The organism is Erwinia sp. INIA01 (assembly GCF_025947915.1).
In the GTDB taxonomy this organism is placed as follows: Bacteria; Pseudomonadota; Gammaproteobacteria; order Enterobacterales; family Enterobacteriaceae; genus Erwinia; species Erwinia coffeiphila.
This window is the reverse complement of the sequence record NZ_JAPDNC010000001.1, coordinates 83,371-108,728: the sequence shown is the minus strand read 5'-3', so window position 1 is coordinate 108,728 and position 25,358 is coordinate 83,371. Positions and strand designations below refer to the sequence as shown.

The 25,358-nt window shown below is 55.1% G+C and carries 21 protein-coding genes; 12 read left to right on the top strand and 9 right to left on the bottom strand.

Annotated elements, in window-relative coordinates; genetic code table 11:
* Window positions 1-76: 76 nt before the first annotated feature.
* Complete coding sequence (locus OMR58_RS00480) at window positions 77-1,456, top strand: GGDEF domain-containing protein (RefSeq protein WP_264545080.1); 1,380 nt, start codon at window positions 77-79, stop codon at window positions 1,454-1,456.
* Window positions 1,457-1,537: 81 nt separating this feature from the next.
* On the opposite strand, the gene betA is transcribed toward OMR58_RS00480, so the two are convergent.
* Genes betA through betI form a run of 3 tightly spaced genes read right to left on the bottom strand, consistent with a single transcriptional unit; the run spans window position 1,538 to window position 5,318 of the window.
* Window positions 1,538-3,214, bottom strand: a complete 1,677-nt coding sequence (gene betA, locus OMR58_RS00475) for a choline dehydrogenase (RefSeq protein WP_264545079.1) — start codon at window positions 3,212-3,214, stop codon at window positions 1,538-1,540.
* Window positions 3,215-3,236: 22 nt separating this feature from the next.
* Complete coding sequence (gene betB / locus OMR58_RS00470) at window positions 3,237-4,709, bottom strand: betaine-aldehyde dehydrogenase (protein ID WP_200559035.1); 1,473 nt, start codon at window positions 4,707-4,709, stop codon at window positions 3,237-3,239.
* Between the two features lie 18 nt (window positions 4,710-4,727).
* Window positions 4,728-5,318, bottom strand: coding sequence for a transcriptional regulator BetI (betI, locus tag OMR58_RS00465; RefSeq protein WP_200559034.1), 591 nt, complete (start codon window positions 5,316-5,318; stop codon window positions 4,728-4,730).
* Window positions 5,319-5,485: 167 nt separating this feature from the next.
* Here betI and OMR58_RS00460 point away from each other — a divergent pair, with 167 nt between their 5' ends.
* The 7 genes from OMR58_RS00460 (at window position 5,486) to grxB (ending at window position 13,269) form a co-directional block, all read left to right on the top strand.
* The gene (locus OMR58_RS00460) at window positions 5,486-7,516 is read left to right on the top strand and encodes a choline transporter (RefSeq protein WP_200544935.1); all 2,031 of its coding nucleotides are present in this window, start codon (window positions 5,486-5,488) and stop codon (window positions 7,514-7,516) included.
* Between the two features lie 417 nt (window positions 7,517-7,933).
* A complete protein-coding gene (locus OMR58_RS00455; RefSeq protein ID WP_264545078.1) occupies window positions 7,934-8,692 on the top strand; it encodes a Slam-dependent surface lipoprotein in 759 nt (252 codons plus the stop codon).
* A gap of 44 nt (window positions 8,693-8,736) precedes the next feature.
* Entirely contained in the window at window positions 8,737-10,155 is a 1,419-nt protein-coding gene (locus OMR58_RS00450) for a surface lipoprotein assembly modifier (protein WP_264545077.1), read from the top strand.
* 62 nt (window positions 10,156-10,217) lie between these two features.
* Window positions 10,218-10,652, top strand: coding sequence for a VOC family protein (locus OMR58_RS00445; protein WP_264545076.1), 435 nt, complete (start codon window positions 10,218-10,220; stop codon window positions 10,650-10,652).
* A gap of 116 nt (window positions 10,653-10,768) precedes the next feature.
* The gene (locus OMR58_RS00440) at window positions 10,769-11,086 is read left to right on the top strand and encodes a YetF domain-containing protein (protein WP_444861289.1); all 318 of its coding nucleotides are present in this window, start codon (window positions 10,769-10,771) and stop codon (window positions 11,084-11,086) included.
* 164 nt (window positions 11,087-11,250) lie between these two features.
* A complete protein-coding gene (locus OMR58_RS00435; protein ID WP_264545074.1) occupies window positions 11,251-12,549 on the top strand; it encodes a Fic family protein in 1,299 nt (432 codons plus the stop codon).
* An 84-nt stretch (window positions 12,550-12,633) separates the two neighbouring features.
* Window positions 12,634-13,269, top strand: a complete 636-nt coding sequence (gene grxB, locus OMR58_RS00430) for a glutaredoxin 2 (RefSeq protein ID WP_264545073.1) — start codon at window positions 12,634-12,636, stop codon at window positions 13,267-13,269.
* 130 nt (window positions 13,270-13,399) lie between these two features.
* Here grxB and OMR58_RS00425 read toward each other — a convergent pair whose 3' ends face one another.
* Window positions 13,400-14,272 carry a DMT family transporter gene (locus tag OMR58_RS00425; RefSeq protein ID WP_200559025.1) on the bottom strand — a complete coding sequence of 291 codons (873 nt, stop codon included), beginning with the start codon at window positions 14,270-14,272 and terminating at the stop codon, window positions 13,400-13,402.
* Between the two features lie 462 nt (window positions 14,273-14,734).
* On the opposite strand from OMR58_RS00425, the gene OMR58_RS00420 reads away from it, so the two are divergent.
* Window positions 14,735-16,132 (top strand): NAD(P)/FAD-dependent oxidoreductase, encoded by a 1,398-nt coding sequence (locus OMR58_RS00420; RefSeq protein ID WP_264545072.1) that lies wholly within the window; start codon window positions 14,735-14,737, stop codon window positions 16,130-16,132.
* On the top strand, window positions 16,129-17,346 hold the full coding sequence (locus OMR58_RS00415) for an NAD(P)/FAD-dependent oxidoreductase (protein ID WP_264545071.1): 1,218 nt from the start codon (window positions 16,129-16,131) through the stop codon (window positions 17,344-17,346). Before OMR58_RS00420 ends, OMR58_RS00415 begins: the two co-directional genes overlap by 4 nt.
* Window positions 17,347-18,533: 1,187 nt before the next feature.
* Here the strand turns inward: OMR58_RS00415 and OMR58_RS00410 are convergent.
* From OMR58_RS00410 to OMR58_RS00400, 3 genes are all read right to left on the bottom strand, one after another.
* Window positions 18,534-18,890, bottom strand: a complete 357-nt coding sequence (locus OMR58_RS00410; protein WP_264545070.1) for a DUF1937 family protein — start codon at window positions 18,888-18,890, stop codon at window positions 18,534-18,536.
* 333 nt (window positions 18,891-19,223) lie between these two features.
* Complete coding sequence (eutH, locus tag OMR58_RS00405) at window positions 19,224-20,471, bottom strand: ethanolamine utilization protein EutH (RefSeq protein ID WP_264545069.1); 1,248 nt, start codon at window positions 20,469-20,471, stop codon at window positions 19,224-19,226.
* A gap of 15 nt (window positions 20,472-20,486) precedes the next feature.
* Window positions 20,487-21,929 carry a glycerol kinase gene (locus OMR58_RS00400; RefSeq protein ID WP_264545068.1) on the bottom strand — a complete coding sequence of 481 codons (1,443 nt, stop codon included), beginning with the start codon at window positions 21,927-21,929 and terminating at the stop codon, window positions 20,487-20,489.
* 455 nt (window positions 21,930-22,384) lie between these two features.
* Between OMR58_RS00400 and OMR58_RS00395 the strand changes: the two genes are divergently transcribed.
* Together OMR58_RS00395 and OMR58_RS00390 are read left to right on the top strand one after the other, a co-directional pair.
* Complete coding sequence (locus OMR58_RS00395; protein ID WP_200559021.1) at window positions 22,385-23,149, top strand: DeoR/GlpR family DNA-binding transcription regulator; 765 nt, start codon at window positions 22,385-22,387, stop codon at window positions 23,147-23,149.
* Between the two features lie 17 nt (window positions 23,150-23,166).
* Entirely contained in the window at window positions 23,167-23,769 is a 603-nt protein-coding gene (locus OMR58_RS00390; RefSeq protein ID WP_264545067.1) for a LysE family translocator, read from the top strand.
* 152 nt (window positions 23,770-23,921) lie between these two features.
* Here the strand turns inward: OMR58_RS00390 and OMR58_RS00385 are convergent, their stop codons facing one another.
* Together OMR58_RS00385 and OMR58_RS00380 are read right to left on the bottom strand one after the other, a co-directional pair.
* Window positions 23,922-24,614 carry an amino acid ABC transporter permease gene (locus OMR58_RS00385; RefSeq protein ID WP_105591744.1) on the bottom strand — a complete coding sequence of 231 codons (693 nt, stop codon included), beginning with the start codon at window positions 24,612-24,614 and terminating at the stop codon, window positions 23,922-23,924.
* Between the two features lie 13 nt (window positions 24,615-24,627).
* Window positions 24,628-25,335: an amino acid ABC transporter permease gene (locus tag OMR58_RS00380; protein WP_264545066.1), complete on the bottom strand. Its 708-nt coding sequence runs from the start codon at window positions 25,333-25,335 to the stop codon at window positions 24,628-24,630.
* Window positions 25,336-25,358: the final 23 nt, after the last annotated feature.

The following is a 25,358-nucleotide window of genomic DNA, read 5'->3' as shown; positions in this document are numbered from 1 at the left end:
TATTCATTAGTGTTTTATGCTAAAGCCATGATAAAGTTGTTGTTAAAATCGTCTGAATTTCCACTGGTGTAGAATTATGCAACATGAGATAGATCAGTACATATCAGTCATTCTTAATGAATGGATTCCTTTAAGAAAGAGCCTACGCGAAGATACCGTGGCGTTATTATCTCAGATAGCTGAATGCGAGTCGGAAAAGCTGACCAGTAAATTCTACGACAGCATGCTGAAAGACCCTGATACCGCCTCGCATCTTTCTTATGAACTGGTTCAGGTGCAGCTGAGTCGCTCGCTGATCAAATGGCTAAAAGCCGTACTTTGCGTGAAGACCGATGAGCTGGAACCGCTGGCCAAACAGCAGTACCACATTGGCGGAGTCCATGCACGAATCGGCATTCCCATCCAGTTTGTTCAGCGCGGCTCCCGCCAGATTAAATACGGCATCTACCAGTATCTGAAAGAGTATGACGCCGATCGTGCGGTCATTTTTGAAGTGAAGCATTACTCATCAATGGCTATTGATATGGCGATAGAACTCATGAGTCATGCTTATGCGATGTCGCATCACCGCGCTACGCAGAATGAAGAGTCCTATCGTCTGCACGTACTGATGAACAATTCTGACCTGGAACAGGGCAAGCAGCAGGCGGCTCTGTCCAGCTGGGAAAACACCGTGATGTACGACCTGGTCAGCGGAGCCAGGAAGACGGAATCGTTAATCAGCCTGTCCAGTTCCGGATTTGGCCTGTGGTTCCGGCATAAATGCGTTAAGAATTTCGGTGAAGATCGTAAGGTTAGTGAAATTCGCCAGTTAATCGATGTTATCGACCGGGAAATACTGGGCATTGATACCAGCGTGGAGCTGGAAGTGAAAAAAACGCAGGAGCTGTTACGCGTTATTCATTCCAACTGCCAGCAGATACATATGAATCTGGAGATGTTATTCAGCGATGCTTCTAATATGAAGGACGGTAAAGATGCGCTGACGAATCTGCTCAACAAACGCTATCTGCCAACAATATTAAAACACGAGGTGAGCCTGGCAATTGAAAATAAATTGCCGCTCAGCGTAGCGATAATTGACGCCGACTACTTTAAGAAAATAAATGATAAATGGGGCCATCCGGTTGGCGACCGTGCGCTGATGCATATTGCCGGGCTGCTGGGCGATAATATCCGCTCGAGCGATTATCTGTTCCGCTACGGCGGCGAAGAGTTTTTGCTGATCCTGGTGGAGGCCGGCGAGTTCGACGCCCGCACCTCGCTGGAGCGGATAAGAAGAACGATCACCAGTACGCCGTTTGAAGTGCTGCCGGGAGAAACTATCCAGATCACCGTCAGTATCGGCTATGCGATCCATAACGGCCATCCTGACTATAACCTGTTATTGAAAAACGCTGATGCCGCGCTGTACACCGCGAAGGGTAACGGCAGAAACCGCATCGAGCGTTTTTAAGTTTGAGTTAGTCGATTAGCGAGTAAACCCCGTGGCGTAGCATCCCTGCTCCACGCCATCCGGAGTCTGAACGGAAGAGAATTAACGCAAAGGCTTGCCGCGAACCGGCGCATCGCCCGCCACGTAGTAGTCGGCGGTGCTGCGCGGCAGCGGCGCGCGGCCGCGAACGGCGTCGGCAATCTTTTCACCGATCATAATGGTGGTGGCATTCAGATTGCCGGTGATAATCAGCGGCATAATCGAGGCATCCACTACGCGCAGGCCGTCCAGGCCGTGCACGCGCCCTTCTCCGTCGACCACCGCCATCTCGTCGGTGCCCATTTTACAGGTGCCGCACGGGTGATACGCCGTTTCGCCGTGATTGCGCACAAACTCATCCAGCTCTTCGTCCGTCTGGTACGCGTCACCGGGGCTGATCTCTTTGCCACGGAAGGCATCCAGCGCAGGCTGATTGATAATCTCGCGGGTGATGCGGATTGCCGCACGGAACTCAACCCAGTCCTCTTCATCTGCCATGTAATTAAACAGAATGCTCGGGTGCTGGCGCGGATCGCGGGATTTCAGCTGCACGCGGCCCCGGCTTTTGGAGCGCATTGAACCGACGTGGCACTGGAAGCCGTGAGCTTCTACCGCGTTGGAGCCGTTGTAGTTAATCGCCACCGGCAGGAAGTGATACTGAATATTCGGCCAGGCAAACGCGGCATCGCTGCGGATAAAGCCACCGGCTTCAAACTGGTTACTGGCACCAATACCGGTGCCGTTGAACAGCCACTCCGCGCCGATTTTCGGCTGATTCCACCATTTGAGCGCCGGGTAAAGCGAAACCGGCTCTTTGCACTCGTACTGCAGGTACATTTCCAGGTGATCCTGCAAGTTCTCACCCACGCCGGGCAGGTCGTGCACCAGCGGGATATCAAACTGTTTTAACAGCTCAGCCGGGCCCACACCGGAGCGCTGGAGGATCTGCGGCGAGGCAATCGCCCCGGCGGAGAGCAGCACTTCTTTACGGGCGCTGGCGCGATGCAGCGTATCGCCGTCACCCACCAGGTATTCCACGCCCACGGCGCGTTTGCCGTCGAACACAATGCGGTTGGTCAGCGCGTGAGTGATGATTTTCAGGTTCGGGCGCGGTTTGGCCTGGTCCAGGTAGCCGCGTGCGGTGCTGGAGCGGCGGCCTTTCGGCGTCACAAAGCGATCCATCGGACCGAAGCCTTCCTGCTGATAGCCGTTCAGATCGTCGGTGCGCGGATAGCCTGCCTGCCCCCCCGCTTCCACCATCGCCGCGAACAGCGGATTGTTGCCCGCTTTCGGCGTGGTGATGCTCACCGGACCATCTGCACCATGCCAGTCGTTGGCGCCGGTGTCGCGGTTTTCCAGCTTGCGATAGTACGGCAGGCAGTCAAGGTAGCTCCAGTTCTCCAGACCGGGCTGCTGCGCCCAGCCGTCAAGATCCAGCGCGTTGCCGCGAATGTAACACATGCCGTTAATCAGCGAAGAACCGCCCAGGCCTTTACCGCGCCCGCACTCCATACGGCGGTTGTTCATGTGCGGCTCAGGGTCGGTTTCATACGCCCAGTTATAGCGTTTTCCCTGTAGCGGGAAGGCCAGCGCCGCTGGCATCTGCGTGCGGAAATCAAAGCGGTAGTCCGGACCTCCCGCTTCCAGCAGCAGCACGTTAATGTTGGCGTCTTCGGTCAGGCGGGTGGCCAGCACGTTACCTGCCGAACCCGCACCGATAATAATGTAATCAAATTCCATGAGTTGCTCCTCTAAGCAGGGATTAAAACACCGACTGGAAGGTGGCCATCTCAATCTGTACTGACTTCAACTGCGTGTAGTTTTGCAGGGTCATCACGCCGTTTTCGCGGCCGATGCCTGAATGCTTGTAGCCGCCCACCGGCATTTCAGCGGCGGATTCGCCCCAGGTATTAATCCAGCAGATACCGGCCTCAAGCTGGTGGATCACGCGGTGCGCGCGGTTCAGGTCGCGGGTGACCACACCGGCGGCCAGGCCGAACTCGGTCTTGTTGGCGCGGCGAATCACTTCCTCTTCGTCGTCATAGCTGAGGATCGACATCACCGGGCCGAAGATCTCTTCGCGGACGATGGTCATCTCGTCGTGGCAGTCGGTAAATACGGTCGGTGCCACCCACGCGCCGTTGTCGAAGCCTTCGCCGGTTAAGCGCTCACCGCCGCACAGCACGCGTGCGCCTTCGGCCTTGCCGCTGTCGATAAAGCGCATCACATTGTCGCGATGGGCGAAGCTGACCAGCGGGCCGAAGTTGGTTTGCGGATCGTTGAGGTCACCGGCGCGAATGCGGGAAACGCGGAAGCGGATCTTGGCTTCAAACGCGCTCTTCAGCGCCGACGGAATAAACACCCGGGTGCCGTTGGTGCAGACCTGGCCGGAACTGTAGAAGTTGGCCATCATGGCGATATCCGCCGCCAGATCCAGATCGGCATCGTCGAAGATAATCAGCGGCGATTTACCGCCCAGCTCCATCGTCACCTCTTTCAGCGTTGAGCCTGCGGCGTTGGCCATCACCTTCTTGCCGCTCACGACGCCACCGGTAAAGGAAACTTTGTCGATGCCCGGATGCTCGGTCAGCAGCTGTCCGGTGACCGCACCGATGCCGGGCAGTACGTTAAACACGCCGTCCGGCACGCCCGCCTCGGTGTAGATTTCAGCCAGCTTCAGCGCGGTCAGCGGGGTGACTTCGCTCGGTTTGAAGATCATCGCATTACCGGCGGCCAGCGCCGGAGCGGATTTCCACAGGGCGATCTGGATTGGATAGTTCCACGCGCCGATACCGGCCACCACGCCCAGCGGCTCGCGGCGGGTATAAACGAATGCGGTTTCACGCAGCGGGATCTGCTGACCTTCCAGTGAAGGTGCAAGTCCGGCGTAATACTCCAGCACGTCCGCACCGGTGACGATATCAACGCTGGCGGTTTCGCTCAGCGGTTTGCCGGTATCCAGCGTTTCTAATGCTGCCAGCGCGTCGTTGCGCTCGCGCAGGATGTCGACCGCACGGCGTAAAATGCGTGAGCGTTCCATGGCGGTCATCGCGGCCCAGATCTTCTGGCCTTTGCGTGCGGATTCGACGGCGCGGTTGACGTCGGCGGCACCGGCGGCGTGAACCTGGGCCAGCACTTCACCGTTCGCGGGGTTGATGGTGTCGAAACGCTCACCGCTTTCTGCTGCGACGTAGCCGCCATCAATATAGAGTTTCTGCTCCGGGAATCGTGACATGGTATCTCCTTTCTCAGGTTATTCGGTTCGTGCAAGCTGTTGACGAATAAACTGACGGGTCAACGCCAGCGCCAGCTCTTCATCAAACGGTTTGCCGCTCAGCGCGGCACGTAGCCAGAGGCCATCAATCAGCGAGGCCAGTCCGTGCCCGGCAATGCGCGCCGCTTCTCGCGGCAGTTCCCTGCGAAATTCCACCACTAACATGCTGAACAGTCTGCCGCTGCTGACCCGCTCCAGGCGGTGTAAAGAAGGCTGATGCATGCTGCTGGACCAGAAATCCAGCCAGGCCTTCATGGCGGCGCTGTGGACCTGCGTTTTATCGAAATTCCCTTCAACGATCGCGCACAAGCGGGCTTCTGCCCCGGCATCGATCAGTTTTTCCAGCCGCGCCGCGACGGCGTCGCGCAGCTGACGGGTTACGTCACGCATGGTCGCTTCCAGCAGGCCGTTCTTGTCTTTGAAGTAATGGCTGATGATGCCGGTAGACACGCCAGCCCGCCTGGCAATCTGCACAATGGTGGCATCGTTAATGCCGACTTCATTGATGGTGTTCAGCGTGGCATCTATTAACTGTCTCCGCCTGATTGGCTGCATCCCTACCTTTGGCATAACCTCAACTCCACGAGTAAAACGAGACGCTAGTGTAACTTTTTATTGATTGAACGTTCAATATAAAATGTTTTGTTGCTAGTATGTATGTGTTGCAGGCGATTCGTTACGAACCGCAAGTAATTGTTGTGAATTCTTTTTGTTGATTTAAAAACCAGAGGTAATTGATGAATAATCCACCTGCCAGTGAAAAGGACAAAATCAATCCCGTGGTGTTTTACACGTCCGCCGGGCTGATTTTGTTGTTTTCCCTGATGACGATTCTCTACAGCGACCTCATGGCGAGCTGGATACTGCGCGCCGTTAACTGGGTTTCCGCCACGTTTGGCTGGTATTACATGCTGGCCGCTACGTTATATGTGGTGTTTGTGATTTTTATGGCCTGTTCGCGATTTGGCGCGATCAAACTCGGGCCCGAGCAGTCGAAACCGGAGTTCAGTATCCTGAGCTGGGCGGCGATGCTGTTCGCCGCAGGCATCGGTATCGATCTGATGTTCTTCTCGGTGGCTGAACCGGTAACGCAGTATATGCAGCCACCGGAAGGCCAGGGGCAAACGTTCGAAGCGGCCCGTCAGGCGATGGTCTGGACGCTGTTCCATTATGGCCTGACCGGCTGGTCGATGTACGCCCTGATGGGCATCGCGCTGGGCTACTTCAGCTACCGTTACAACCTGCCACTGACCATTCGCTCCGCACTGTATCCCATCTTTGGTAAACGCATTAACGGCCCCATCGGCCACACCGTGGATATCGCCGCCGTTATCGGCACCATTTTCGGTATCGCTACCACGCTGGGTATCGGCGTGGTGCAGCTAAATTACGGGCTGAAGGTGCTGTTTGATATCCCGGAAGGGCTGGGTGCCCAGACGGCGTTAATCGTGCTGTCGGTGATTATCGCCACGATTTCCGTCACCTCCGGCGTCGATAAAGGCATTCGTATTTTATCCGAGCTGAATGTGGCGCTGGCGCTGTTCCTGATCCTGTTCGTGCTGTTCTTCGGCAACACTGAATTCTTACTGAACGCGCTGGTGCTGAACGTCGGGGACTATATCAACCGCTTTACCGGTATGACGCTGAACACCTTTGCCTTCGATCGCCCCGTTGAGTGGATGAACAGCTGGACGCTGTTTTTCTGGGCGTGGTGGGTGGCCTGGTCGCCGTTTGTCGGACTGTTCCTGGCGCGTATCTCACGCGGCCGTACCATTCGTGAATTCGTGCTCGGCACGCTGATTATCCCCTTCACCTTTACCCTGCTGTGGCTGTCCGTGTTCGGCAATGCCGCACTGTATGAAATCATTCACGGCGATGCAGGATTCGCGCAGGAAGTGATGAGCCATGCCGAACGCGGCTTCTACAGCCTGCTGGCACAGTATCCGGCCTTTAAGTTCAGCGCTTCGGTGGCGACGATCACCGGTATGCTGTTCTACGTCACTTCGGCGGATTCGGGATCGCTGGTGCTGGGCAACTTCACCTGCAAACTGAAGGACATCAACAGTGATGCGCCGAACTGGATACGTATTTTCTGGTCGGTCACCATCGGTCTGCTGACGCTCGGTATGCTGATGACCAACGGCATTTCCGCGCTGCAAAACGCCACGGTGATTATGGGGCTGCCGTTCAGCTTTGTGATCTTCTTTGTGATGGCCGGTCTGTATAAATCGCTGAAGGTGGAAGATTACCGCCGGGTGAGTGCCAACCGCGATACCGCCCCGTATCTGGCCAGCGCACACGATCGGTTAAGCTGGAAAAAGCGCCTGTCGCGCCTGATGAACTATCCTGGTTCGCGCTATACCGAGCAGATGATGCAGACGGTGGTTTATCCGGCGATGCAGGATGTGGCGAAGGAGCTGGAGCTGCGCGGCGGCAAAGTGATGCTGGAAAGCCTGCCGGCCCAGGAAGGGGAAGACCTCGGCCATCTGGAACTTCGCGTGCATCTGGGCGACGAGCAGGACTTCGTCTATCAGGTGTGGCCGCAGAAATACTCGGTGCCGGGCTTTACCTACCGCGCCCGCAGCGGGAAATCCAGCTACTTCCGCCTGGAAACCTTCCTGCTGGAGGGCAGCCAGGGCAACGACCTGATGGATTACAGCAAGGAACAGGTGATTATTGATATTCTCGATCAGTACGAACGTCACCTGAACTTTATCCACCTCAACCGCGAAGCGCCGGGCAACAACCTGACCTTCCCGGATATCTAAAACTCCCCGCACGCGGCGTTCTGCCGCGTGCTTTTACCACATCGACTAATTACTCTTCTCATTGACTGACCCTCTGAGGCTGCAGGCAATATCATTCATCGCCTTTGCGCCGGGGAATAACCCTTTTGTTGATAATAAATATAAGTCGTGATGCTGCCGTGCACTGGCAGGATGATTCTTATGTTACTGAACAGATGACTATTTCTGGTTAGTTATCATTTAAATCATGGCGGATTTTTTGTTATTACCACCTCGATGGTAATTAATCTAACGATGGTTAACTTTCAGTTCGGATAATTCTCATAATGCTGTCAGGTAAGGATTATTTATAGGGAAGGCCCAATTTTTCCGTGTAACTTTATGTATACAAAAATACGCAAAAAGACATGGATTATTACAATCAAAGGGCTTTCATTAATGTTCAACTTTAAAACTACCTTGTTACTTTCCGTTATTGCACTTACTGCCTGCGGTGGAGGCGGCGGTGGCGGTGGCGACGACAGCGCTCCCCCAGTCACCACCTCGCCGGGCGAAACCGACAGCGGCAACGGCAGCGGCGGCGAGAATAACGGCGGCACCACCCCAACGCTGCCCACTTCACCGGCAGCCAGCTACGCAACCGGCGGGACTGTTTCCGGCTACACCTACACCACGCCGGACGGCAGTAAGTACACCATGCGCCAACCGGGCCTTGTCGTGACTGGCGTCTTCACCCAGATGCTGACCCGCACCGACGGTACTCAGGTTTCCGCCACGTCCTGGTGCTGCGGCACGATGAGCTACACCACCTACGGCACCTGGACGCATTTTGAAAAGGGCACGCATGACGTGTTCTACACCGGCGATGCCACGCTGGCGGCCAATGTACCGACTCAGGGCACGGCGACCTATGCCGGTAGCGGCATGCGCGAAAGCACCCGCAGCGACGCTACCTTCAACGTGGATTTCGCGGCGAAAACCATTAACGGCAACATCGCCGCCGGTGACGATTACGGCAGTGCGGTCGCCATGCAGGGCAAGATCAGCAACGGTGGCTTCAGCGGTGATGCCCAGTCCGGCGGCGAGAACGGCACCTTTATCGGCCACTTCAACGGCCCGGCAGCCGAAGAGCTGGGTGGCATCGCGCAGTTCAGCGATAGCACCAAGAACACCTCGTTTGGTGCGACGAAAAAATAATCCCTTTCCGGCCAGCCAGCCTGGCCGGTTTTCCTGCAATGGTAATGTCTATGAAAGTCCGGGCTTTAGCTGTACTGGGATTATTGTGCCCGGTCAGTATGCTTTTTGCTGCACCACCTGAAACCCAGTATCTTCCCGCCGCCAGTCATTTAGACCGGCTTGAACAGCCGACCGACACCGGCGACAGCCGCCGTACGCAACACATTAACAATAGCGATCTTGCGGCGCAGCCTGAGTTGGCCAAAGCGATGCTGGACCGTGCCGTCAGTGAAGGCCAGTGGCCGATCGTGCGCGCGATTTTACCGGTTTACGCCGCTTCCCCGCAGCCGGACGAGATACTGATCCACTTTGCCCGCGCGGGTCTGGCCCGCAGCGAAGGCCATTACGATCGGGCGATAAAACACTATCGCGCGATACTCAGTGCCCACCCCGATTTTGCTGCGGTGCGGCTGGAACTGGCGCGGGCAATGTATGAAAACCGGCAGACCGACGCCGCGGAATATCAGTTCCGCCGGGTGCTGAGCAGCAATCCGCCGGAGAATGTTCAGCAGATTATCGCGCAGTACCTGGACCGTATTCACCGCGGCAGCCCGCTCACGGGGAGTTTCAGCCTCAGCTATCTTAACGACAGCAACGTGAATAACGCCTCGTCGGGCGACACCGTACGCATCGGCGATCGCCTGTTTATCCGCAATAAAGACAGCCTGCCGCAGCGCGGCGAGGGCGTGCAGTTCAGCGGCGCGCTGCAAAAAGACGTGCAGTTGTATAACCAGCACGGCCTGCGCTTCCTCGGCACGGTGTATGGCAAAAGCTACTGGAACAACCACCGCTTTGATGACATCACCGGGCGCGTTTATGCTGGATATCAGTGGCGGGATTTCCGTCAGCAGTTTGCCGTTCTACCGTTCTATGAGCAGCGCTGGTACGGCACCGAAAGCTACTCTTCCGGCCCCGGCGTTCGTGCGGAATACAGTTATCTGCTCTCGCCCCGCTGGCAGATTAGCCAGGCGCTGGAGTATCAGAAACTCGGCTATGACAACGGCGACTATGCATTCCTGCGCGGCCATAACCGGCTTTCCTCCACTACCCTTTCCCACGCCCTGAATTCGCGGGTCTCCCTGTTTGGCGGCGTGGATTTGCTGGATCAGCAAACGCTGACGCAGAGTGAAAATAACCGCCGCATCGGGCTGCGCACCGGCGCACAGGTTGATTTGCCCTGGAAACTCTCTTTCTCCGCGATGGGCGCGTTTTCCCGCCGCCAGTACCAGGCGGACAGCGATATTTTTTCCATCCGGCGCAGGGACAACGAGCAGTATTACAGCCTGGCCGTCTGGCACCGCGATCTCGACCTGTTTGGTCTTATGCCAAAGTTGAATTTCACCTATAAACGGGTAAACAGTAACATCGATTTTTACGACTACCATCAGCGCAATATCAGTATTTCGCTGGATAAAAACTTCTGACTGCCGGGTCGTCGCCCTGGTTTATGCGGCGGCGATGAGCGGCTAAGGTGGAAAAGAAACCGATGACGACACTACGTGATTTCAATCATCTCTGGCGTGACCGCAACGACACCTCTTTACTTAAAACGCCGCGCGTGCTGATCCGGGTTTTTGTTAAACCCGGTGAACTGGAAAGCAGCGTGGCCTTTTACGAGCATCTGCAATCAACCCGAGCGGATGGCGGATTCCCGTTCCCGGAAGCAGGCTTAAGGCTGGCGATGGTCGGTGCGTTTTTGCTGATCGAAGGCAGCGAGGATGCGCTGGCCCCGTTTACGTCTACAACCGGCACGCTGCTGGTGGACGATGTTCAGCCCTGGTACGACAAACTGGTTGCTGCCGGTGCAACGATCGTTTTTCCTCTTCAGGTCGTGCCGACCGGAGCAGCGTTTAATGCCGTTCATCCTGATGGCACGGTCGTGGAATACGTTCACCATCGGCCTGATGGTGAGGGTCGCTAAGGTTTATATGGTGAAAAATATACGGCGATAATTGCCGTGTATTTTTAATGCAATAAACCGCTGAACACTCCCTCAACTATGCTTATGTCACTTCCCCTACTCCGACACAGAACGGGCTGAACATCTCCGAAGATGAATTCTTTATGGAGCTGCGCCAGAGCGGGGTTGAGCACCTGGGGCAGGTGCGGCTGGCGCTTATTAAACTGGACGGGCAGCTGAGCCTGTATTATTTCGACGATCGGGACGTGCGACCCGGCCTCAGCGTGCTGCCGCCGGAACATCGACCCGCGTTCACCCGGGTGCCCGATACGGGGTTATATGCCTGCACCCGCTGCGGGCTGAGCCTGCATATTGTCGGAGGTGAAAGCCCGCCCTGCCCCCGCTGCAAAAATGCGCTGTGGTCGGCGGCACTGGCGACCCGACGTGCGCAGTAGAACCAGACCACTCAGAGCGGTGTCCTGGCTGCTATTTAAGCGCAGCGTGTTATCGATTATGGAGAATCAACCTTTATATCTATCTCAAAAAAAAATGAATTTGAGATAGATTCCATCAGTTGTACTATACTATCGCAAAACTGAATAATTTTGAGGTAGTCACTATGTCAATTAAACGACCGCCTGCATTAATCCCGCTGGAGTCGCTCTCCGGCGCTGACTTTGCGGCTCACCAGCAGTATAACCGGGTGGTCGATGAAAGAGGCCGTTATCTGCCCTTTGACGAATTTCGACATCGCGTTTCGCGCCGCGATAACGTGGATCTTGCCTGGTCGATGACGCGTCGCGCCCGTAACGCGGCAATGCAATGGATTAACTATCATGATGAAGCCGGTCAGCAGGCCGGGTTGATTATCACGCCAGCCATGGCCGCAGTGTGCGAGAGGGTCGATAAGCATGCAACCCGACTGGCGCTGAAGGAACTGACGCAGCGTCTAAAAGGCGCGGGAGCTGAACTGAGCCAGCTACGGCTGGATGAACCTATTACCAGTAGCCAGTTGGAAGGCGCGAACACCACTACGCTGGTTGCGCGAAATATGCTGGAAAGCGGTCGCGAGCCTCGTACTGCTGATGAACATATGATCGCCGGTAATGCCCGCCTGATGGCTGAAATACCCGACTGGCTAAGTGAGCCCTTAACGCCTGATTTAATCCGGCGTTTCCACGCAACGGGTATGGCGGGTATTGATGACGAAAAGTACCAACCCGGTGAATTCCGCACCACCGACGACATTGTCATTGCCGACTATGACGGCAACATTGTGCATCAGCCACCTGCTGCCGCTCTGCTGCCGGAACGCCTTGAAGCCATCTGTGGCTGGGTTAATGACAGGGCGGTATATATCCATCCGCTGATCAAAGCATGCATTCTGCATTTTATGATTGCTCACGAACATCCGTTCAGGGATGGCAACGGGCGTACCAGCAGAGCGCTATTTTACTGGTTTATGCTGAAAGCAGATTACGACACCTTCAGATATATCTCGATCAGCAGCCTGCTCCATTCGGCCCCGGTAAAATATGCGTTGAGCTATCAGTACAGTGAGACTGACGGCATGGATTTGACCTATTTCCTTGAGTATCAGGCCCGTATTATTGCGCGAGCGTTGGAGCATTTGCTGCAGCACGTTGATAAGTTGACCCAGCGGGCTGCGGCATTGGACCGCCAGCTTTTTCAATCAGGTGCGCTAACCCGTCTCAGCCCAAGGCAGGTTACGCTGCTGAACGTGATGCTGTCGAGCGAGGGCAAGGAATACACCGCAGCAGACGTGAGCCAGGCGTTGGGGATCTCTGATAATACCGCCAGAAATGATCTACGAGCGATCGTTCGGGAAGGCTTTGCGGAAGAAATCGCCGTTAACGATCAAAAAACGATTTATATCAGCCACCCGAACCTCGTATAACTTAGCTCAGTGCGGCGGTGATGTTGCCCCAGGGTAACTCACCGAGCCGCAGAAAAAATATCTGAATCAACCATGGGAAACACGATGAAGCTACATATCTATCAGCACTGCCCTTTCTGTAACCGCGCGCGCATGATTTTTGGTTTTAAGAATCAGCCCGTTGAGCTTTCGGTGATTATGGAAGGCGATGTGGAAACGCCAACCCGGATGGTGGGTAAAAAAGTGGTGCCGATCCTTGAGAAAGATGACGGAACCTATATGCCGGAGAGCATGGATATCGTTCACTACGTTGATGGCCTGCAGGGCGATCGCGTGGCGGCGGAGCCTGCGGATCAGGCGATCGTTGAGTGGAGCAAGCAGGCGTCCGGTGCGATTTATAAACTGGCTATTCCCCGCTTCACCCGCGCTGATTTTGCCGAGCTGGCAACGCCGGAAGCCCGCGCGGCCTATACCCAGCGCGAAATCGCCGCTTTCGGTAATCTGGAAGAGCTGCAGGCGCAGAGCGAGGCGTTTATTGCTGAGACGGTGGAAAAACTGGCTGAGATTGAACCTTATCTGCAAAACTTCAGTAAGGTATCAACCACCGAGTTTATTCTTTTCCCCGTGCTGAACAGCCTGAGCATCGTAAAAGATTTCCCGTTCAGCCCGGCCTGTTTAGCTTATCTGCAGAAGGTTTCTGCGCTGAGCAAGGTGCCGTTGTTTATTGAGAAGGCGCTCTGATTCACTTGTTCGCCCTCTTCCCTGAGGGCGAATCCGGGCTTCCTTATTCCGTTCTGCGCTGCGGATTATCCTGGTGAGGCAGCCGCCAGTCCGCTCAGCAACATTAGTGATAGCTTTCAAAGTCAAGGGATTACCTGCTTACCTGCTTTCCCGCCCTCACCCGATAGTATAAAAGCGACAGCAGGATCAGCGCACAGCCCAGCATCTGCTGCAGGCTCATCATCTCGGTAAACCACAGCGCGGCGGCGACCACGGTCAGCAGCGGTTCCAGCAGCATAATCAGCGCGGCGTTGGCGGCGCTGGTCATGCTCTGGCCTTTCAGCTGTAGCCAGAAGCGCAGGCTGGTGGCGATCAGCACGCTGGCGGCCAGCCATCCCCATGTGGATAGCGCAACCTGCGGTGGCCAGGTTTCCAGCAGCAGGGAGAGTACGGAAGCAATCACGCCGGTACAGATCAGCTGGAAGGACGCCAGTGGACGCACGGATACAAAGCTGGCGTATTTGGTGTTATAGCAAAAGTAGATCGCCTGCAGGATGGCCGAGCCGAGGAAAAAGAACTGGCTTGGCTCAAACACAATGTTCTTTTTCAGGGTCAGCAGGCCCAGCCCCACCATACCCACGGGCAGGGAAACCCAGAATGACGCCGACGGACGAGCCTGTAAAATCACCCACGCGACAATCGGAACAAACAGCATCGACAGGCTCATAATAAACGCTCCCTCCCCCAGCGATCGGGTGGTGGCGACGCCGTATATCCACAGCAGCATACAGCAGGCCAGCAGCAGGCCGCTGATCAGGACCGACCGGCGATGATGCAGAGCCTGTCTTAATTCGCTGCGTTTGCAAAAGCAGAGCAGTAGCAGGCCGGCCAGCAGGAAACGCAAACCAAGAAATGCCATGGTGGGCATACCGGACACTGCCTCTCTGGAACAGATCCAGCCAAATGCGGCAATCATAGTGGTGCATACCAAAAAGATATCTGCGTGGCCCTGCCGTGACGACATGTTAAGTCCTTAAGTCGTTGAAAAATTATGTCTGCTTTGCTGGTGCGGCGATGCTGGCTTTCGCTCGTTCTCTGCCAGGATGAGTCGTGATACCGGTAAATTGTATGGAATTTTTCTTCCGCTTTATATATCAAGCGAAAATATTAATTCACTAAAAGGTTAAGGCGGCGCGAGCCCGCAGAGCCGCTCATCCCCCCAGCATAATTAAACTCACACTAAAACCACATGTTGGTTTCTGATGCCAGGAAGGCGAATGAGGCGTATTAAGGCCGCCTGTTTTCGTCGAAGATTGATGTATTTTATCTTTATAACAGCCAGTTACCTGTGGATTTCCGGCGTTAACGGGCAACTTTCTGGAAAAGTTTGATGTGGTTTTAGTGTGGCTAATACGCTGTTTTGTTGTTGTGGTTGTGTGGTTTTTATGTTTAGATAATGACAGAACCTGAAGCCGGGATGATGTTTATGACACAGTTGAATGAAAATGTTGATGTGGTGGTGATCGGCGGTGGCGTTGTCGGATGTGCGGTATTCCGGCGCTTCACGCTGATGGGCGCACGCACGATGCTGCTGGAAAAAGGGGGAGATATTCTTTCCGGTGCCAGTAAGGCGAATAGCGCCATCCTCCACACGGGCTTTGACGCCCCTACCGGGAGCCTGGAACTGCAATGTATGCAGGCTGGTTACGAAGAATATATGGCCATTCATCAGCAGATGAATTTGCCGCTGCTGAAAACGACGGCCATCGTCGTTGCCTGGAACCAGGAGCAGCTGGAGGCCCTGCCGGGAATTGTGCAGCAGGCCCATAACAATGGCGTGTTCGACGTCGAACAGATTTCTTCTGAGGAAGTCTATCGCCGCGAGCCGCACCTGGCGAAAGGCGCACTCGGCGGCGTTTACGTTCCGGGAGAATACGTCATCGATCCGTGGAGCTCGCCGTTGGCCTATATGACTCAGGCGGTGATGCACGGCGGTCAATATGCTTTCAACTGTGAAGTACAGCGTGTGAAATCCACCGATGACGGCTGGGAGCTGACGACCAGCAGAGGCCGTGTACAGACCCGGCTGGTGATCAACTGCGCCGGGAATCACGGCGATCTGATTGACGGCATGTGGCGCACCCCGGAATTTGAAATTCGCCCGCGCAAGGGGCAGTTCCTGGTGTATGACAAGGCTTCGGCATCACAGATTAACGCCATTATTCTTCCGGTTCCTACACCGACCACCAAAGGCGTGCTGCTGTGTAAAACCATTTTTGGCAACATGATCCTCGGCCCCACGGCGGAGGAACAGCAGGACCGTCATCGTGCGGACGTGGATGAGACGGTCATGCAGGGGCTGATTGAGAAAGGCAGCCTGATGCTACCGACGCTGACAGACTATCCGGTCACAGCGACCTACGCCGGTCTGCGCCCTGCCACCGAGAAAAAAGAGTATCGGATTTTTCATTACCCGCAGGACAGCTGGATCACCGTCGGGGGAATTCGTTCCACCGGATTAACCGCCGCGTTGGGGATCGCCAGCCACGTGGAATCGCTTTATCAGCAGCACTTCCCGGCGTTATTTACCCTGAACCCGCCCTCCGAGCTGCAATGGCCACGTATGCCGATGCTCTCAGAGTATGAAACGCGGGATTACACCTGTCCGGGTAACGGCGGCATTGTCTGCCACTGCGAGCTGGTCACACGCCGCGAGCTGGAAGCGACGTTTGAATCCGCCATCCCGCCCGAATGCATTGGCGCGTTACGACGCCGCACCCGGGTAATGATGGGGCGCTGCAACGGCTTCTTTTGCAGTAATAACGTTGCTGAAATCATCGGTCATCGTTTTGAAAACACACTGGTCGTCGGGAAAGTCGAATGAGCAATCAGTATGAAGTCATTATTATCGGCGCGGGCCCATCCGGGCTTGCCGCAGCCCGCTCTCTGCTTGAGGACGGCATTCGCAACGTTCTGTTAATTGAACGCGAAGCAGAAGCCGGTGGCGTTCCCCGCCACTGCCGCCACCCCACTTTTGGTTTACAGACCTATTTCCGACCGATGAACGGCCATAACTGGGCGGCGCGCATTCTCAAACGTGTTGCCGGAAAATATGAAATCCGCACCAGCACCACCGTGGTGAATATTAAGCCGGGCGGTGAAGTTGACGTGTCGTCCGATCGCGGTTTTGAAACCCTGAAGGCGAAGCGGGTGATCATTGCCACCGGCGTGCGCGAAACGCCCCGTCACGCTCGCCTTGTCAGCGGCCTTCGTCCGCAGGGCGTACTCACTGCCGGTGCGCTGCAACAGTTTATCTATCTGAAGAAACTGAAACCCTGTAACCGTCCGGTGATTGTGGGTTCCGAACTGGTGAGCTTCTCGACTATCTGGACATTGCGCAACGCCGGAATCAAAGCGCTGGCGCTGATTGATGAGAATTCCCGACCGGTGGCGTTTCGCCCCAGCGCGCTGTACGCAAAACTGATGGGGGTGCCGCTGCATCTGGGGGCGCATATCACGAAAATTAACGGCGCTGAGCGGGTGGAAAGTGTGGAGTTCACCGATGCGAAAGGCCGGACGCAGTTAGTGGAGTGCGACAGTATTATCTTCACCGGGCGTTTCACCGGCGAGTATACGCTGATCCGTAAAAGCCATCTGGCCTTTGAACCGAGCAGCGGTCGGCCGCTGTTCGACCAGTCCGGGCGCTGTTCCGATCCCTGCTATTACGCGGTCGGCAATATGACGCATCCGGCGGACATGGGCGATCAGTGTTATCAGGAAGGCCAGCAGGTCGGGCATGCGGTCGCGGATTCCCTGAAGAGTGAGGATGCAGGAAGTTTCAGCGTGCCAGTTTCACTGGCCGAGGTGTTCCGTATTTCTGCGCCGAATGTGATTCGCTGTGGTGAGGACGGCCGTGGTGCGGTGACGCTGAACGTGCGTGTCAACGCAGCGTACAGCGGGGAGATCGTGATTCATGATGGTCAGAAAGAGCTTTATCGTAAACGTCATCGCTGTATGCCGGAGCGGCGCGTTCTGCTGAAGAATATTGATGTGGCGGGGCTGACACCGGAGAGCGTGCTGAGCGTGACGATTGCCTGATTATTAACTGAAATCTAAATGCTGGCGCTGTAGTGCCGATCCCATGCTGGAAGTTCAGGTTTCGAAGCCGCTGACATTGAGATAGCGGCTTTTTTTGTTGTTGGAATAATGGTGAATGGCGGTCGGCCTTTGCGGTTGTCGGGTGGTCCTCGCGCCGCTTACGCGGTTCCTTTGGTAACGCCACCCGCTAGCGTGAGCACTGAGCCGATCGGTTGACCTTTTGTTGCTGGAATAATGGTGAACGGTGGCCAGCCTTTGCGGCTTCCGGGCGGTCCTCGCGCCGCCTGCGCGGTTCCTTCGGTTACGGCATCCGGCCTGCCGGAACGGTGAAGATGGTGCCTCCCTGCACCAGCTTCACCTGACGCCCACATCCCTGTTGGCGTCTCCTGGCCTGCTGCCTTCACCTCAGCGCTGCGGATTACCCGGCAGCCGCAAAGGCTGGCCACCTGCATAGATCCTGCTTGCGGTTAAAAAGCAGTGAAGTTCGAAGTGAGAAGCGTGCTGTATTGAATTCCTGGCCATAAGCTTCTTTCAATGAACAGCCGCAAAGCTGCGGATCTTCCTGTGAATGCGCCAACTCTTGCCACATACGTTTAGTCGCTGAGCCATACTTGCCAGAACTGCCCGACGCGCTATGGCTACCTTCAAATGGGGTTTCTCAATTGTGTTCTGCTGCTATTCCACACCTCGACTTTTATCTCGACGCTGCAAGGGCTTAAATGAGCTAGCCAGATTGCATGAAAATAATCCGCATTGCTGAGTACAGTCAGTAATCCCGATTCAGTTCATCAGCCCAACACGACGTTCCCCCTGGAAAAATTCAAGCGATATAGCTATCAAAACGCAGGCAGGTTACGGAGAGTGTGGTCAATCCACAGTGCAGAACAGAGATAGGAAGCCAGATTCGGACATAAATTCAGATCGACTTCTGCCTTATAAGGTTTTCTCAGATTACACAAATATCAAAACGCGGGTGGGTGGCGGAGCCTGCGGGCAATCCGCAGCGCTGAACGGAGAGAGGAAAGCCAGGATTCGCCTGCAAGGACGCAGGCGAAAGGCACAGCCGCGCAGGACGCGCGTCTGTGCCGGTCCGTGAGGCTGACGAGCGAAGTGAAGGAACCGCGAAGCGGCGCGAGGACCGCCCGCAGGCTCCACCACCCGCCCGAGTCAGCACTATGCCAACCAGATTAATTAAACTCCCCCGCCACCTCAGACCACAAACTCACCCGCTGATCTCTTCCTTTATAAAATTCGATCTCACGCTGAATCCCGGCACTCTTGTCCCAGCCTTCCAGGTCCAGAATAATCAGCTCACTCATGGCATCAAGAAACACAGCATCGATCGGCGCCCACATCTTGCCGATATTCGCCTTCTCCGTTTTCTCGAGCACCAGATTAATCGGATGAGACATAGTGACCTGGCTGAAAATAACATTTCCCGACTCGGCGATTTTCGCGGCGACTTTATTACAGGCCAGAAAACGTTCGTGAACGACCTTCTCGTCTGCGTGGCTGTACGGGCAGGCAAGGAAAACTTTACGCATATAAACCTCAGTAATATAAGAGTCTGATAAAAACTGAAAAAGTTACTCAGAGGGAAAACATGATTGCTTACGACAGCAATACGGTTAACCCTGATTTAAAATATCGGCCATCTGCAATAATTCGGTAGTGCCTTTTCTGGTAGCAACCAGATGAGTGCCGCCTGCTAAATAATATTCAAAAGAATAAAGATCTTCATTTAACCTTTTTGCACAAAGTTTATTAATTAAAAGGATGCTTCAGTTCATGGCGCAGGTGATAAAAAGCTGATGCTATTAATCGTTTTTCATCACAGGCAGTATGTAAACTTCATGAGTACCATCGTGCTTATCGCGTTACTGGCTTAACTGCGCGGCCATTTTATTTTCGGATGATTCACTCTCATTTAATTCATCGCGTTTTTCCATTCGCTGCGCTTCTGGTACGGAAATAAATATCGCAATCGCCACCGCAATAGCCCCGGCCATAAATTTACCCACCATAATCGGCAGTACCAGAGTCGGCTGGAAGTTAGCCGTGAAGGCCAGATGGTCACCTAGCGTTGCCTGAGCACAGATCCCGAAGGCCACACAAAGCACTTTGTCACGGGCGCGCATGTCTTTAAAGAGATGATACACCGCGATAATGTTCGCCAGCACCATCACAATCCCCAGCGCACCGGCTTCGGTCAGCTTCAGCTGGCGGCCAATAAACTGCATCGGGCGGTGACAGTACTTCTGGAACAGATAGCAAATCGGGAAGGTTCCGGCCAGCATAATGCCGATATATCCGGCGATCTCAATGGCGCGATACAGCTCTTTTTCATCGGCGAACAGCGGGTCGAATACCCAGCCGCCGAAGACTTTAGTAAATACGCCGGTGAAATGCTGAATAATACAGGCCGCCAGCACCAGTTTAATAAAGGCATCCATGATTTTACCGAACATCAGGAAACCGCGAACCATCCATTCAGTGCGGTATTTTAATCCCAGCGCCAGCAGGAAGCAGAAGGCAAACAGCGGTGATAAAAGCTGTAGAGCATTAACAAAGTCAATGGTCAGATAGTGACTGGCCGGTGACGACGTGGAAATAATATCACGCACCGGAATGTTATTTACGGTAATAATCATCAGTGAGATCAGCACGCCAAACGGAATGCTGATTAATCCCGCCATTGCGCCCAGCGCCAGATATTTATGGTCGCACTTTTGCAGCATAATTAAACCTACCGGGATCAGATAAACAATACTGGCTCCCGAGGTGTAACCAATCAGCATCGCGGTGATCCACTGATCGCGGTTCGAGGCAATCACATCCGCCAGCTGGTAGCCGCCCATATCCACGGCAATAATAGACAGTGCGGCAATCGACACATCCGACCCCATCGACTCGAACAGCGGGCCGATAGTATGGGTAATACCGTAGGAAATAATCGGAATGGCAGCCATTATCCCCGCCTGCGCCAGAAATACCGGGCCGATGGAGTGAATACCGTTAACAAACTCTTTCCCCAGTCCGCTTTCCGGGCGAACGATCGACGCCATTGCTCCTAGCAGCGTGCCAGCCATGATGATGTAAATAATGATATTTCCAATCTCTGACATGATAGCCTCTTATTATTATGCGTTCCGCAGGTTGCGTGAGCGATTAATGATGTCCTGATACCGTTCAAAATAGGGCGCGAAGTCCCTGCTTTGTGGTTCAGTGATGGACTGCTGGTTTCTGACTTTCATCGGATGCGTATTGCCTAACCCTCTTCTCGCCAGCAGCGCCACGCCCTGAGCGGTGATCTCGCGGTTAGAAGGGGAAACAATGCGTTTCTGAATCAGGGTGGCAAGGAACTGCTTGAAATAGGCGTTGGAAGACAGGCCGCCGTCGACGGAGATGGTGTCGCCAATGCTGCGCACCTTGTCCATGGCGTTAATCACTTCGGCGGAGCGCACGGCAATGCCTTCCAGAATGGACTGCAGCATGTCTTTGCGTTCGGTTTCCAGCGACAGCCCGGCCCAGACGCCCGCCGCTGAGCGATCCCAGTGCGGGCAGCCCAGACCGGAAAGCGCCGGAACAAACGCCAGGCCGCGTGCAATCGCCGGTTCGTCCGGAAAATCGGAGAACTCCTCCAGATCGCTGTACAGGCCGATTTTTCCCGCCCAGTTGATCGCGGAGGCCGCGTTATAGACGCCGCCGTCCAGACCATACAGCGGGTTTTCACCCGGCAGCTTCCAGCACAGCGTGGGGAGCAGGCCGGAACCGGCGGCATCAGGCACTTCTGCGCCGGTAATTGATTGTAAAAATGCGCCGGTGCCAAAGGTGATCTTCATCTGGCCGGGTTCCAGACAGCCGTGGCCGTAGGTTCCGGCAAACTGGTCGACGATGCAGGCGGTCAGCGGTGTGGTATTTCCTTCATAGCGCACATCGCCAAAGTGGCTGATGTTATGACGCACTTCCGGCAGGGCTTCTATCGGCACGCCGAAGATGCGGCACAGTTCCTCATCCCACTGCAGGGTGTGGATATTGAACAGCGAAGTGCGGGAGGCGGAGTTGTAATCCGTGGCATGCACGCCACACAGGTGGAACATAAAGAAGGAATCCATCGTCCCCAGCCGCAGATCGCCACGGCGCAGCAGCTCCTGCGCGCCGGCAACGTTCTGCATCACCCAGCCCATTTTGCTGGCGGAGAAATAGGTATCCAGCGGCAGCCCGGAGCGCGCACGCACCGTCTCTTCTACGCCGTCGGCGCGCAGTTTACGAATGGTGGCTTCAGTGCGCTGATCCTGCCAGATAATTGCATTGCACAGCGGCAGCCCGCTGCGTGCGTCCCAGGCAACAATGCTTTCCCCCTGGTGGGCCAGCCCGATAGCATCTACCACGCCACAGTGATTCAGGCAGTTTCGGATGTTACGCAGGATCTCCATCGGATCGTGTTCAACCCATCCCGGGTTTGGCGTGAGCTGTTTGTGGGCAATGGCGGCGGGCGAAAAGTGTTTACCGTCCTCGCTGAACACGACAACGCGCGTTCCGGTTGTTCCCTGGTCAATGGCTGCATAGCGTTGGTTAAGCATATAACCCTCAGTTCTTATGTGTTACTTAAATGTTGCCAGTAAGCGATTTCCCACCATTTAGCATCATAACCACACATCAAATCAACATTAATATCACATTACACTGTGCAAACGTGACATGCCTCATACTTTTTCCTTATGTCCATGTGGGTATTTTGCAGCAGTTTTCAGGGATATAGCCGAGCCATAAAAATGGGTCATATGATGGTGAAAGATACCGTCAATCCCTTGAGTATCGCGGTTCTGACGGGAAACGAGGCGCGGTGGCTCACAGAGATGAAAAATGTTCTGAGGGGGAATTTGCAGATAATCGCGGCGAGCCGGTGGGGAAATCAACAAACAAAAACAACATGAAAACAACATTGGGATGTGGTTTCTGTTGACGGCATCGTACTTGTCCGACATTTAGCGAATGCGTACTATTGCGGTTTACGATCGGATGACCGGAAATTTACATGGATCACTCAAACGGTTCGGAACGCAGGAACATCATCCTGGAAAAACTCAGGGAAAGCGGCCAGGTATTTGTTAACGATCTGGCGGAGTTCTTCAACGTCTCTCAGGAAACGATTCGTCGCGACTTCAACAAGCTTGAAGAAATGCGCTATATCAAGAAGATCCACGGCGGTGCGGTCAGCGCGCAGTTTGGTTTTGAGCTGGAATTTAAGGAACGGGCAAAGCTGGCAGAGGAAGAGAAAAAATCCATTGCCGCACGCGCCGCAGAACTGGTGAAGCCGGGAGATTCCCTGTTTATCGACTTTGGCACCACCACCATGGAGTTCGCCCGCCAGATTAGCGCAATTAACAATCTGACGGTGATCACCAACTCGCCGGTGATCGCCAACCTGTTCCATGACAATGCCACCATCAAGCTGATTCTGATTGGCGGCGAGTTCGGTTCGTCAAAGATGGAGTGCATTGGCCCGATTGCCCTGCAGTCCATCAGCGCGTTCTACGCCGATTATGCGTTTATCGGTGCCGGGGCCGTCAGCCCGGAAGCCGGTGTGATGGACCAGGATCTGAACGAAGCCGCCATCGCCAGGCAGATGATTAAACAGAGTAATCAGGCGGTGGTGCTGGCGGATGGCCACAAGGTAAACAGCCGCGCAACCGCGCTGGTGGCAGTGTGGAAGGATATTTCCTGGCTGATTACCACCGATCCCGACCGCAAACTCAGGCAGCTCTCGTTCCCGAAACACCTGAATGTGGTTGTGGCCTGAGATAACAGGATGTTCTGATGGATGTTAATCTTGCAGGCTTTCTCCCCGCCCTGCTCCCCGTTGCGCTGTCCCCCGGAGCCAGCTTTACGCTGGCGATGAACAGCGCCCTCGCCGGTGGCCGCAGCGGCATGGTTCGTACGCTGGTGGGCACCGCGCTGGGGATTTATACCCACGCGCTGCTGATCGGGCTGGGGGTGACGGCCGTTCTGGTGGCTTCCCCTGCAATGTTCGGCGTACTGAAAGTGGCCGGGACACTGTATCTGCTGTGGCTCGGCGTGCAGCTGATCCGCAGTGGACTGCGAGCTGGCGCGATGGACTTCAGCGGCGATGAAGGGGCGATAACGCTAAAGAATGCCTGGCTGGCGAACGTGCTCAATCCCAAGGCCATCGTGTTTTATCTGACCGTGGTGTCGCAGTTTGCCGGGCGGCAGGGTGACATAACCGATTATCTGGTTCTGGCATCGGTGCATATCGCGGTGATGGTGTTATGGCTGATTGCCGTCAGCTATTTACTGATTTTCTCCGCCAGCAAAGCCGATCCGGTGAAGATAAAAAAAACCGTGAATATTGCCGGTGGGGCGTTGTTAATTATCTTTTCACTTCTGGCAGTTTTTCACTGAGCAATTTCGGCTACGGCTACGGCTACTGTTGCAGATGCAACGGCAACTGCTGCTGAGGTGCACCAGCCAGAGGTCGTGAATTTTACTGTGTAGATAAAAAAACACCGCCAGCACAACGCCAGCGGTGTTTTCTAAGCAGAACGACTAACCCGTTACGTCCTGACCCGCAGCGCGGCTTCGATCTTATCGGCGACCTTGGTCACCACCCATGCAATCACCATATAGAACAGCACCGCAATGGCGAAGGCTTCCAGATAGTAGAAGTTCAGCGCGGCGGTCAGCTGCGCCTGAGCGAAGATATCCACCACCTCAATCGCAAAGGCCAGCGACAGCGCCTTCATAATCACCATAAACGAGTTCGCCAGATCGGGGATTGCCGAGACGATAATCTGCGGGAACATCACCCGGCGGAAAAGCTGCCAGTTGCTGTAGCCCAGCGCATGTGCGGCATCGGACTGGCCGCTGTCAAAGGCGTTCAGTGCGCCCTTCACCACTTCGGCCTGAAACGCCGACACGCAGGCGGTCAGCGCCACGATAATAATCACCCAGTTTGGCAGGGAATGGGCGTTCACTTCCACGTTCAGCACCGAGGCAACAAAGTGCAGCGCGGGCGGCAGGCCGTAGTAGGCGAGGAAAATCACCACCACCATCGGCATCCCTTTGAAGGCCACCTTCCAGGCGATCACCAGTTGACGCAGCACCGGGATGCGCCGGTATTCCACCAGCGCGAACAGGCCCCCGACCAGCGTGGAAGTGATAAAAATCAGCACCGCCATCGCCAGCGTAACGGGCACGGCATCCAGAATGCTCCAGAAGTCCGGCAGTAATACATCAATATCAAACATCACACTCTCCCGGTCAGAGGCTTGCCGTGAACTTCACCTTCGAAGCGGCCGTTTTTGAGCTGTACTTTGCATGGCGGCGTTCAAAGAAGCGCACAATAAGCCAGGCCACCAGGCACAGCAGCGAGTAGATCACCGCCAGCACCAGATAGGTGCCGAACTGATACTGGTTATAGTCGCGCTCCATAATCAGATGCGCCGTTGCCATAATGTCGGCGGCCCCGATATACATCACCAGTGCCACGTTGTGGATCAGGTAAATGATCGCGTTGCCGTAGCCGGGCAGCGCGATATGCACCGCCTGCGGGCCGATGACGCGGAATATTTTTTTCTGGAAGGAATAACCGAGACTGTCCGCCGCATCGTGCTGTCCGCGCTCAACGGCCAGATACGCCGGGCGCAGTACCTCCGACAGATAGCCTCCGTGATACAGGCTCAGGCCAATCATCGCGGCGATATTGGCGGAGAACACATCACCCAGTCCCAGCAGCGATGACACCAGCGGCAGCCCGTAAAAGGCCACAAACAGTTGCAGCACCACCGGTACGCTACGCGCATAGGATACGTACAGATCGGCAAGCTGACCGACCACGGGGATACGGTAAACTCGAAGGGTTGTGGCGATCAGCGCGAGGATAAACCCGACGATGATGGCGACGAACATAATCCCGAGTGTCAGCGGCAGGGCCGACAGCAGCTCGGGAATCATGGAAGCGAGATCCACGTTGCAATACTCCTGAATACAGT

Coding starts and splice junctions, on each gene's coding strand:
- OMR58_RS00435 (WP_264545074.1), top strand. CDS start 11,251: ATGTCAATTAAACGACCGCCTGCATTAATCCCGCTGGAGTCGCTCTCC.
- OMR58_RS00445 (WP_264545076.1), top strand. CDS start 10,218: ATGACGACACTACGTGATTTCAATCATCTCTGGCGTGACCGCAACGAC.
- eutH (WP_264545069.1), bottom strand. CDS start 20,471: ATGTCAGAGATTGGAAATATCATTATTTACATCATCATGGCTGGCACG.
- OMR58_RS00455 (WP_264545078.1), top strand. CDS start 7,934: ATGTTCAACTTTAAAACTACCTTGTTACTTTCCGTTATTGCACTTACT.
- OMR58_RS00415 (WP_264545071.1), top strand. CDS start 16,129: ATGAGCAATCAGTATGAAGTCATTATTATCGGCGCGGGCCCATCCGGG.
- betB (WP_200559035.1), bottom strand. CDS start 4,709: ATGTCACGATTCCCGGAGCAGAAACTCTATATTGATGGCGGCTACGTC.
- OMR58_RS00450 (WP_264545077.1), top strand. CDS start 8,737: ATGTCTATGAAAGTCCGGGCTTTAGCTGTACTGGGATTATTGTGCCCG.
- OMR58_RS00400 (WP_264545068.1), bottom strand. CDS start 21,929: ATGCTTAACCAACGCTATGCAGCCATTGACCAGGGAACAACCGGAACG.
- betA (WP_264545079.1), bottom strand. CDS start 3,214: ATGGAATTTGATTACATTATTATCGGTGCGGGTTCGGCAGGTAACGTG.
- OMR58_RS00480 (WP_264545080.1), top strand. CDS start 77: ATGCAACATGAGATAGATCAGTACATATCAGTCATTCTTAATGAATGG.
- grxB (WP_264545073.1), top strand. CDS start 12,634: ATGAAGCTACATATCTATCAGCACTGCCCTTTCTGTAACCGCGCGCGC.
- OMR58_RS00460 (WP_200544935.1), top strand. CDS start 5,486: ATGAATAATCCACCTGCCAGTGAAAAGGACAAAATCAATCCCGTGGTG.
- OMR58_RS00385 (WP_105591744.1), bottom strand. CDS start 24,614: ATGTTTGATATTGATGTATTACTGCCGGACTTCTGGAGCATTCTGGAT.
- OMR58_RS00410 (WP_264545070.1), bottom strand. CDS start 18,890: ATGCGTAAAGTTTTCCTTGCCTGCCCGTACAGCCACGCAGACGAGAAG.
- betI (WP_200559034.1), bottom strand. CDS start 5,318: ATGCCAAAGGTAGGGATGCAGCCAATCAGGCGGAGACAGTTAATAGAT.
- OMR58_RS00395 (WP_200559021.1), top strand. CDS start 22,385: ATGGATCACTCAAACGGTTCGGAACGCAGGAACATCATCCTGGAAAAA.
- OMR58_RS00425 (WP_200559025.1), bottom strand. CDS start 14,272: ATGTCGTCACGGCAGGGCCACGCAGATATCTTTTTGGTATGCACCACT.
- OMR58_RS00390 (WP_264545067.1), top strand. CDS start 23,167: ATGGATGTTAATCTTGCAGGCTTTCTCCCCGCCCTGCTCCCCGTTGCG.
- OMR58_RS00420 (WP_264545072.1), top strand. CDS start 14,735: ATGACACAGTTGAATGAAAATGTTGATGTGGTGGTGATCGGCGGTGGC.